The 9095-nt window shown below is 57.1% G+C and carries 10 protein-coding genes; 8 read left to right on the top strand and 2 right to left on the bottom strand.

Going from position 1 to position 9095, the window contains the following annotated elements; translation table 11 throughout:
* Positions 1-275: 275 nt before the first annotated feature.
* The 7 genes from P8X48_10605 (at position 276) to P8X48_10575 (ending at position 4972) form a co-directional block, all read left to right on the top strand.
* On the top strand, positions 276-770 hold the full coding sequence (locus P8X48_10605) for a hypothetical protein (GenBank protein ID MEJ2107755.1): 495 nt from the start codon (positions 276-278) through the stop codon (positions 768-770).
* Between the two features lie 206 nt (positions 771-976).
* Positions 977-1393 (top strand): hypothetical protein, encoded by a 417-nt coding sequence (locus P8X48_10600; GenBank protein ID MEJ2107754.1) that lies wholly within the window; start codon positions 977-979, stop codon positions 1391-1393.
* On the top strand, positions 1356-1814 hold the full coding sequence (locus P8X48_10595) for a VTT domain-containing protein (protein MEJ2107753.1): 459 nt from the start codon (positions 1356-1358) through the stop codon (positions 1812-1814). Before P8X48_10600 ends, P8X48_10595 begins: the two co-directional genes overlap by 38 nt.
* A gap of 128 nt (positions 1815-1942) precedes the next feature.
* Entirely contained in the window at positions 1943-2569 is a 627-nt protein-coding gene (locus P8X48_10590) for a glutathione S-transferase family protein (GenBank protein ID MEJ2107752.1), read from the top strand.
* Between the two features lie 107 nt (positions 2570-2676).
* Positions 2677-3453 (top strand): GNAT family N-acyltransferase, encoded by a 777-nt coding sequence (locus P8X48_10585; protein MEJ2107751.1) that lies wholly within the window; start codon positions 2677-2679, stop codon positions 3451-3453.
* On the top strand, positions 3450-4292 hold the full coding sequence (locus P8X48_10580) for a lysophospholipid acyltransferase family protein (protein MEJ2107750.1): 843 nt from the start codon (positions 3450-3452) through the stop codon (positions 4290-4292). The genes P8X48_10585 and P8X48_10580 overlap by 4 nt, the downstream gene beginning before the upstream one ends.
* Positions 4289-4972 carry an aspartyl/asparaginyl beta-hydroxylase domain-containing protein gene (locus P8X48_10575; protein MEJ2107749.1) on the top strand — a complete coding sequence of 228 codons (684 nt, stop codon included), beginning with the start codon at positions 4289-4291 and terminating at the stop codon, positions 4970-4972. Before P8X48_10580 ends, P8X48_10575 begins: the two co-directional genes overlap by 4 nt.
* A gap of 90 nt (positions 4973-5062) precedes the next feature.
* On the opposite strand, the gene P8X48_10570 is transcribed toward P8X48_10575, so the two are convergent.
* Positions 5063-5926 carry a methylated-DNA--[protein]-cysteine S-methyltransferase gene (locus tag P8X48_10570; GenBank protein ID MEJ2107748.1) on the bottom strand — a complete coding sequence of 288 codons (864 nt, stop codon included), beginning with the start codon at positions 5924-5926 and terminating at the stop codon, positions 5063-5065.
* Between the two features lie 173 nt (positions 5927-6099).
* Between P8X48_10570 and P8X48_10565 the strand changes: the two genes are divergently transcribed.
* Entirely contained in the window at positions 6100-7686 is a 1587-nt protein-coding gene (locus P8X48_10565) for an AsmA family protein (protein ID MEJ2107747.1), read from the top strand.
* A gap of 70 nt (positions 7687-7756) precedes the next feature.
* On the opposite strand, the gene P8X48_10560 is transcribed toward P8X48_10565, so the two are convergent.
* The gene (locus P8X48_10560; protein ID MEJ2107746.1) at positions 7757-8824 is read right to left on the bottom strand and encodes a hypothetical protein; all 1068 of its coding nucleotides are present in this window, start codon (positions 8822-8824) and stop codon (positions 7757-7759) included.
* Positions 8825-9095 lie beyond the last annotated feature (271 nt).

Raw genomic sequence — 9095 nt, 5'->3', positions numbered from 1 at the left:
TCGGCGGCTTTGCTCACTGAGTTCGTTGAGAAGATTGTTAGACCTTACTATTAAGGCAACCTAAATGTAGCCGTTAAGGATCTCATGCAAAAATCTTTAGGTGAAGAAACGTTCGTTCTTAGCCATGTTAAAACTGGTTAAAACCTCTGTGGCCTGGATGAATCCGATGAAAATAGAACTTCTGCTATGTCCCAAGGAAAGAGTAGTCTTTGGAGTTGGGAATCGGACTGCAAACCTTTTAAATTTGGCTGTTGAAGCAGATTTGGGTGTTTAATGTGAAATCGATTAAACTTGGTTTTTTTACAACGCTTGAGTTTGCAGATTCTGACACGGCTTATGATTGCGTGAAGAAATTAATGGAATTCAGAGACGAAAATGTTATTGGTAAAACCGATTTTGCCATAATATGCTCCATGTTTGAACTTCATAAAGAACTGCCCCCAGTTGCAAAAGTAATGTATGATAACGGGTTCATACTTCCAGAAAACGAAATAGTGCCTAGTTATTCACATAACGCAGTATGGAAACATGAAAAACAGAATGAACCATCACAGATACTAAAATATTCAGACAAATACAATGAAACGCTGAATCACCAGTCAGACAGTTATTATAAGAACGCTGAATACGCGGTTGGAGACCTTGTAGCAAAATACGAATATAGCGTTTTAATGAGTGATTACGGCAAAATCAAGAAACATCACAAACTCTGTACAATCACAATCAAAGACAAAGTAATCCTTGAACACATGCGGGATTACGAGACATAATGCGCACTTCTTTAACTTCCCACGGAATTCAGCCAACCTGAAGAAGATGAATGAGTATCAAAATAACGAAAGAGCTGGGGATGGGAATTGCATCCCTATAGTGTGGAGATATCTCCCTCGTAACTCCCTTTTTTCCGCAAAAGATAAGTGGGTGTTTAACGTAGTATTGTTTGGTGCTTTGGTTGAAAGTGTTAGCGGCGGCTTTCATGATGGCACTTTTGTTTTCAGCGTTAGGTACTATTGTGCCTTTTGGTTCGGTTCAGGCTGCTACATTGTGGAGTCAAACGTATGGAGGATCCAACAATGATAGAGCTTATTCTTTGGTTGAGACTTCTGATGGCGGATACGCCATAGCAGGCACCACAGAATCTGTTCTTTTTAAACAGGATGATTTTTGGCTGGTTAAAACTGACGCGGATGGCACCATTTCATGGTCTCAAACTTATGGAGGATCCGAATATGATGCAGCTTTTTCGTTGGTTGAAGCTAATGATGGTGGATATGCACTGACAGGCTACTCGGGTTATGATGTTTGGTTGGTACCTGCAGGTCATCCTGTATATGTTCGCCTTGCCTGGATCTTGCGTGCTGTGGGTTGCCGCGCCCCTGTACCCGCCCACTAACGCGGCCCTTGTCCTATCCATTGGCGGAACCATCGGTGGAGTGGGTGCATACTACTTTTCGGAACGTGTGAGCGAGGCCTGGATTCAGCGTGTCCAGAGCTCCCGTGCGTATCGTGTGCTCCATGACCACGACCATTTCTTTACTATCTTCGCCATGCGCATCTTGCCGGGGTTTCCCCATTCTGTGATCAACTACAGTTCCGGCCTGCTCGAATGTCCAGTTGGACACTTCGTGCCCGCGACGTTTCTGGGCATGGCGATCAAGTATTACCTCTACGCCAGTGTGCTGTATGGCGCGACAACGGCGGGCTCGCCCGGAGATTTGTTGGTGCTCCCGGTCGTCGGACCGTTGATTGGACTGTTTCTCGCCTCCCTGGCAGCGATTTTTGCCAAGCATCGCCTCGCCGCACGCAATACCTAGTTTGGATCGCAAGCATTGACGATCGTGTGACTGCGCCATTTCGCACATCGCCCGATTGATCGTACAATCACGCCCAAAAAACGACCCAGGATCCGGGTCTCGACCCATTACATCAGGAAATCAGAACGATGATCACCCTCTATACCTTGATGAGCATCAGTCCCAACATCCGCAAGGCCCTGATCATGCTGGAAGAGACCAGTCTCCCCTATACGGTCCGGGCCCTGGAGAAGCATAGCGACGCCAATGCGACGGAGGAATACCTGGCCATCAGCCCAAACGGGACCGTGCCGGCCATTGTCGACGAGGACAACGGGACGGCCGTTTTCGAATCGGCGGCGGTGCTGTACTACCTTGCGGAGAAGTCCGGACAGTTTCTGCCCCAGGACAGCGGTGATCGTGCGGACGTGATGAAATGGCTATTGTTCGAGGCCGCGAATGTGGGGCCGGTGATGGGGGAGCTATACCATTATATGGTGTATGCCTCGGACGAAATGTCCGATGCAGTGCTCCAGCGCTATCGCGACAAACTGATCCGCTACTTCGCGGTGCTCGAAAGGCAATTGGGCGATCGTGATTATCTTGCCGGAACCTATTCCATCGCCGACATGATCCTGTGGCCGTGGTTGACGGTAGTGGAAGATGTGGGCGAAATCGACCTCGATACCTATCCAAACCTGAAGCAATGGTACGAAGCGGTTGGAGAGCGGGAGGCCGTTCGCTCAAGCGCCACGGCCGGAAGGGTCAGCCCCTAGGTCCCGGGCACGGGTTCGAAGCTTCATATTCCCGACATACCAACGTAACTGAATCGTCAAACGGGGTCGCTAAAGTCCGCCGTGAGTCAATCACGAGGATTGCGATCTTGCCGACATCATCCCTGCGCAGAACCCGTCCCGCGGAGCCGGAAGCTGGCCGCGCCAATCGTTACGCCGTCTCCGTTGCCCACAGCCCCGAAGAGATCCGCGAATGTCAGCGTTTGCGCTACCGGGTCTTCGCACAAGAGATGGGCGCGGACCTGCATTCCACGGATGACCTCGATCACGATCGCTTTGACCCGTTCTGCTATCACCTGCTGGTGCGGGATGTCCGGACCGGCGAGGCGGTTGCAACCACTCGCCTGCTGGACAACGACGGCGCGGCCAGGGCCGGCGGATTTTATTCCGAGACCGAGTTCGATATCGGCGCAATTCATGCCCTCGGCGGCAGATTTCTCGAGATCGGGCGGACCTGCATCCACAGCGACTATCGGCGCGGCGCGGCGCTGCCGGTCCTGTGGCAGGGGCTGGCGCGTTTCACCATGGTGGACGACATCGACTACCTCTTTGGGTGCGCGAGTATCCCCATCGAGGGAGGCATGAGCTATGTGTACGGCGTGGCCGACTTCCTGCGTGCGCACCACTTTGCACCGGAGCAGCTACGCGTCGAACCCCGTGTTCCTCTCGGACCCCGGAAGGGGGAAGCAAGCGTCGAAGCCATCGTACCGACCCTGCTCAAGGCCTACCTGCGCCAGGGTGCCGTGATCTGCGGCGAACCCTGTCTCGATGAGGATTTCGGCGTTGCCGACGTGTTTGTGCTGGTCAAGCGTGAACACATTGCCCGCCGGTATGCACGGCATTTCCTCGAGCAAAACTCGGTATGAGAAGACTGGTTCAGCTGTCCGGACGGGCGACAATGTTGTTCGCCTTTATCGCCGGCGGTTTTGCCGCGGCAGCGTACTTGCGGATCCGGTTCGGAAATCGATGGTTTCTGGACAAGCCGGGCGAAGAGATCATTCAGGCTTGGATGTCCCGGGTCGCCAGGATCCTGGGCCTGCGGATTACCGTTGTCGGTGAGCCGGTTTCAGGGCCGGCATTAATGGTCGCGAATCATGTCTCATGGATCGACATCGTGGCGCTGAACTCGGTGCGACCCATGAGTTTTCTTTCCAAGGACAATGTGCGCCGGTGGCCGCTTGTTGGTTGGCTGTCGGCCGCGACCGGGACGCTGTTCCTGCGTCGCGGAAGCATGGTGGGTCTCAATCGTGCGACCAATGAGATCGCCGACCGGCTTGGCCAGGGAAAGCATGTAGCGCTCTTTCCGGAAGGGACGACGACAGATGGTTCCCGCGTGCTGCCTTTTCATCGCGCCCTATTTCGTAGTGCGCAACGGGCAAAGGTTCAGGTGCAACCGGTGGCGTTGAGCTACCGGAGAAACGGAAGTCGCGACTACATCGCGCCCTTCGTTGGGGACGTCGCCTTCGTTTCCCACCTGTTGCGGATCCTGTCGGTCAGGACTACGGAGGTACAGCTCTATTTCTGCAAACCGGTATTGGAATCAACCGGCGACAGCCGTGTTTTGGCAAAATACGCACAGACACGGGTGACTACCATTCTATCCATGCCCGCGTCCCGAGCGGTTCTGGCCGTCAACGGCGGCGAGGCCTGGTCGATTCAGGCGGTGGATTCCGAACCGGAACCGATCTTCCGCTCGGGATCGTGAGCACCGCCTACGAGCATGCAACTGCCCTGATTCGCAGGATCTACGACAAGCGTCTGTCCGACCCGGCCATCCTTGATGTCATGGATCGATTTCCTTCCGCCCGGCGATACGTCGACGCGTGGCCGGCGTTGCGGGACGAGGCGCTGCGGCTTGCGGAAGAAATCACGGGTATCCCCCGGTTCCATGAGTTGATGGCGGAGCAGGAGAGCATCTCGGCCAATGATGGCCGCGACTGGCGGGTGTTTGTGCTCAAGGCCTATGGGGTTCCGTTCCCGCGGAATCTGGAGCGTTCCCCTGTCCTTGCGACACTGCTCGAATCCACTCCCGAGGTGCTATCGGCGACTTATTCCTTTCTCGCCCCGCATAAGCACATTCCACGGCACCGCGGACCGTTTCGCGGAATTCTTCGTTACTATCTCGGGCTTTGTGTTCCAGCCACGTCCGAAGGCCATCCACAAACGGTGTTGACCATCGACGGCGTCGATTACCGTATCGGCTCCGGTGACAGCCTGCTTTGGGACGATACCTTTCCTCATGAGGTCCGAAACGCCAGTGACCAGCCCCGCATTGCCTTGTTGCTCGATGTGCGCCGCCGTGGCATGCCGTGGGATCTGGAATGGCTTTCGCGCGGGCTGATCGCCGCCATCCGCGCCGCGATCCGGTTTCGCCGTCTGGCCTGAGACGGCCCCGCCATCTGGCGGGCCCTGGTATTCGGTTCTACACCTATTGATTCCACCGGCATCGCCTGGTTTTGCCTTGGGAGGGAGCGATCATTCGTTGCCCGTGAATGTGGAAGCCTGTTCCCAGGCGATGATGGCTGCCTTGCGCGACTCCCCCCATCGATATTCACCCAGGACGCCGCTGCTACGAATGACCCGATGACATGGTATCAGGAACCCGACGTCATTGGCGCCAATCGCCGACGCCACCGAACGCGCCGCGCGTGGCTTGCCGATTGAGCGGGCGATATCGCCGTAGGTAACCAGCGCGCCGGCCGGGATCCGGAGCAGGGCATTCCACACCTGGATCTGGAAATTGGTTCCCTGAACTGCCAGGTGCACAGGGCGAGCGTGGGAACCGGCTGTGTCAAAGAGGTTCTGCGCGGTGGTGCGCGCGTGTGTATCGTCGCGCGCGAACCCGGCCAAAGGCCAGGCGCTTCGCAGCACCTGAATCTCGCGACTGCGGTTGCCCACATCCGTGAAGGAAAGGGCGCAGATCCCGCGGGCTGTACTTGCCACAAGCACCTCTCCAAATGGGCTCGGTCCAAAACCGTATCGTATGGTCAGGTTCGCACCGTGGCGCTTGAAGTCGCCCGGGGTCGCGGCCTCGATGGATACGAATTGGTCGTGGAGCCGGGCGGGCCCGGAGAGTCCGACTCCGTCCGCGGCGGACAGGATGGAGTGTGAGCGCGCGAGCAGACGTTTTGCCTCACCGACGGTCAGGAACTCCAGGAACCGTTTCGGACTGACGCCGGCGAACCGTCGGAAAAGACGCTGGAAGTGATACGGGCTCAGTCCGACGTGGGCCGCGATCTGCGCCAGCTCCGGCTGTCGCGAAAGATTCTGGCGAATGTAGTCAATCGCCTTTTCCACCCGTTGGTAGTCATTCGATTGACAGGCGTCAATTCTGTTCATGTGGGCGACGCTACTATGATCACCTGGATGGCGCCACCCGGATCTTGCTCCATCATCGGGGCCCGGAAGTCGGCGACGATCGGCGGTTCACTCGATCGGGAATTTGTACGATCATCTGCTGTCCAGTGTGTAGATACGACCTGTCCGCCGGCCCATCTTCGGAAAAGGTGACCATGCCGCGTACCAGCAACATTCGCGAAAAGCTGCTCCGAAAACGAGTCGTCATACCGGTTTTGGTGTTTTTGGTCGTGCTTTGGGCGGCCAAGTTTGGCGCCAGTATCTGGCTCAATACCCAACGGGCCCAACTGGAGCAGTTCCTGACGACGACAACCGGATACAAGGTACAGATCAAGGGCGTCATTAGCGCGACGCTCTTGCCCACGCCGGGCGCCGCCCTGCAGGAGGTGGAGCTGTCCCGGGATGGCCGGAATCTGGCTACGGTGCGGCAGTTTCAGGCCAGCTTTGATCTGGTGTCGTTATTGCACCGGCAACTGTCTATTCGTTCCCTGGACCTCTACGGTGTCAGGCTGCACCTGGTGGTCGATGCAGGGGGAGTTCCGCAGATTCCGCTCGTGCCAGTGGCAAAGCCGGGCGCAAGCGGAAACGGTGCAGCGAAACCAGCCGTACGACTGCCCAACAAGGTGGAGTTGCGAAACAGCAGCATCGATGTCGCCGATTCTGCCGGCCAAGTCCTGTACTCGATTCACCAGTTCAATGTTGCCCTGTACCCGCTGCAGTCAGAGGCACCCGCCGCCACGCCTGCCGTTCAACAAAATCTGGAACTCAAGGCCTATCTGAATTTTCGGGAGGCGAAATTGCGCGAACTGGAAATCGGCCCGACCGACGCGAGTTTTCACCTTCGTTCCGGCAAACTCGTGATCGAGGTTTCCCGGGCCAGGGTCCTGGGAGGCATCGCCAAGGCTGTGGCGACGTGGGATGATTCCGGAGGAACACCTTCCATTCACGCGGAGTTTTCCCTGCATCATTTCGACGCCAGCGAGTCCTCCGCCTTGCTCGGACGCAAGCCCTTCGCCCAAGGCCACCTTAATCTTGACGGGGATCTGACGGCCATGGGGGCCGATCCGGCTTCCTGGCCCGCAACCCTCAAAGGCACTGTAGCGCTGACAGGTACGGATCTGGAGTTGACGACCACGGATCTGGACGCCCTGATTGCCCGAACCATTAAGTCGCAGCAATACAATCTGGTGGATGCCGCGGCCTATTTCTTTATCGGGCCGCTGGGCGCAACCGCGACCAAGGGAATGGATATCGCCAACGTATTCCTGGAGTTCGGCAAGTCGGGCACGACCCGCAACCGGATCCTGCGTCTGAACTCAAGCTGGACCATCGCCGATGGAATCGCGCGGGCCAGCGATGTCGCCCTGGAAACACCGAAATACCTGCTGGCAATGAAAGGCGGTGTGAATCTGCCGAACCGTCAGTTTCAGAAGTTGCGGATCGCCGTGGTGAATGAACGCGGTTGTGCCATTGCCAGCCAGACGATCGACGGTCCGATCGCCTCACCACGCATCGAGAAACTGAACATTCTCCTGACCCTGACCCGGCCGGTGATCGATGCCCTGGCAAAATCCGCCAAGGCCCTGCTGGCGGCAGGGAAGTGCGATCCCTTCTATACCGGGGTCCTGCTTCCGGACCGCCCGAAGAAGGAACCGCGCGAAGAATCTTCGGCCACCGAAGATGAAGGCGGGCAAGGCGAACAGATCCCAACGGCTGCTTCCGGCACGGGTGCGAAGAACTGACGGGACCTACCGGGAAAGAAAAAAGGCGCCACATTTGTGGCGCCTTTTTTCCGCTTGCGAGCAGCGATGGTCAGATCGTGCCCCAATCCGCATCGAGCGACCACTCGCCACCGACAACCACTGTATCGGTGGTATCAGGATCACCCGCCAGGTGCAGATCGTAGGCCGCGCCGGTGGTGCCCAACTCGTCGTCATTGACGGTGATGATCAGCTGCGAGTTGTGGGCCCCATCCACCTGAATGATGCCCGAGTAGGGATGCTGGGCACCGGCGCCCAGGTCTACCGTAATGGGCGAAGCCGACGGTACGGTCACCGTAAAGGAGCCGCCACAGACATCGCCCGCGACGGTATAGCCGCCGTATTCGGAAAAGGTGCCGGTGCAGGTCCAGGTGGACGAGTCATAGCTGTCGCAGCTACGGGTCCGATTGATGTTGCTGACAACAATGGACTTTCCGGTGGTGATGTTGGCGATGCCCATCTCGCCATTGGTGATGACGCTGGTGAGGATGTTACTGCCGTCGTCGCCGAAGTTGATGTCGAATTTGCCCATCTCTTCGATCTGTGTGGCGCCCGAGTTGTAGGTAAATGTCAGATCGTAGCTGTAGTGGGCCGATACGCTGAAGGGGGGCGAGGATGCGGTGCCGGTCCGCTGGACATTGGTGGCGGCGATGGATCCATCGGTCACATACAGGGCCGGATCTCCGCAATTGTTGAAATCGATTCTCCAGTCATTGCCGGAAGTGGTGACCTTGATCGTTCCGGTTGTGCTGCAATTGACCGTAGCGGTAAGTCCCTGCATGTCCGCCGTAGCCCCCTTGGCCACAAACTTGTTGGCCAAAGCTACCGCTTCGTTCAGGTGGAGCTTGACCGTGTTATTGCTCCTGGTGAATCCGGAGACGCCCGCGGCACTGCTGTCGAGGGTTCCGGTGGCAGCGCCCAGGGCGTCCTTGGTCACGTTGGTGCTGCTGCTCGAATCGATGGACACTGCAGTCGTCGGTACACTGGGCAGGGCATAGTGGACTGTGCCGACCCCGCCGCCGGTGGTGCCGCCGCAGCCGGCGAGCAGGAAGGATGTCAATATTGCAAATGCGGCGGTGCCCAGCCAGCGGGTACGAAGCGAAAAGTCCCTGATCGACATTTGGAGATCTCCCATTTATTTCTCGGAAATTATTCGGGTTTGGCAAGAAAACCCTGAATTGACAGTATAGATCCCTACTAACGTCCGACAAGGAAGCGCGTTGACAGGGAATTGCTGGTCCGCGACGACGAGTGTCATCCGGAAGGTTCTCGGGGGGCGGGTCCTCGGCCGGGGGTCAGGCCGTTGTTTGTCCCGAGCGGGCAAAGGCCTGCTGGAAGAACATCTTTCGTTCCCGGACGATGACTGCCACGCAGAGCGCTAGCAGCAAGCC

The organism is Acidiferrobacteraceae bacterium, from assembly GCA_037388825.1.
GTDB lineage: Bacteria > Pseudomonadota > Gammaproteobacteria > Acidiferrobacterales > JAJDNE01 > JARRJV01.
Note: the sequence above shows the minus strand (reverse complement) of the source record. Positions and strands in the feature narration are given on the sequence as shown.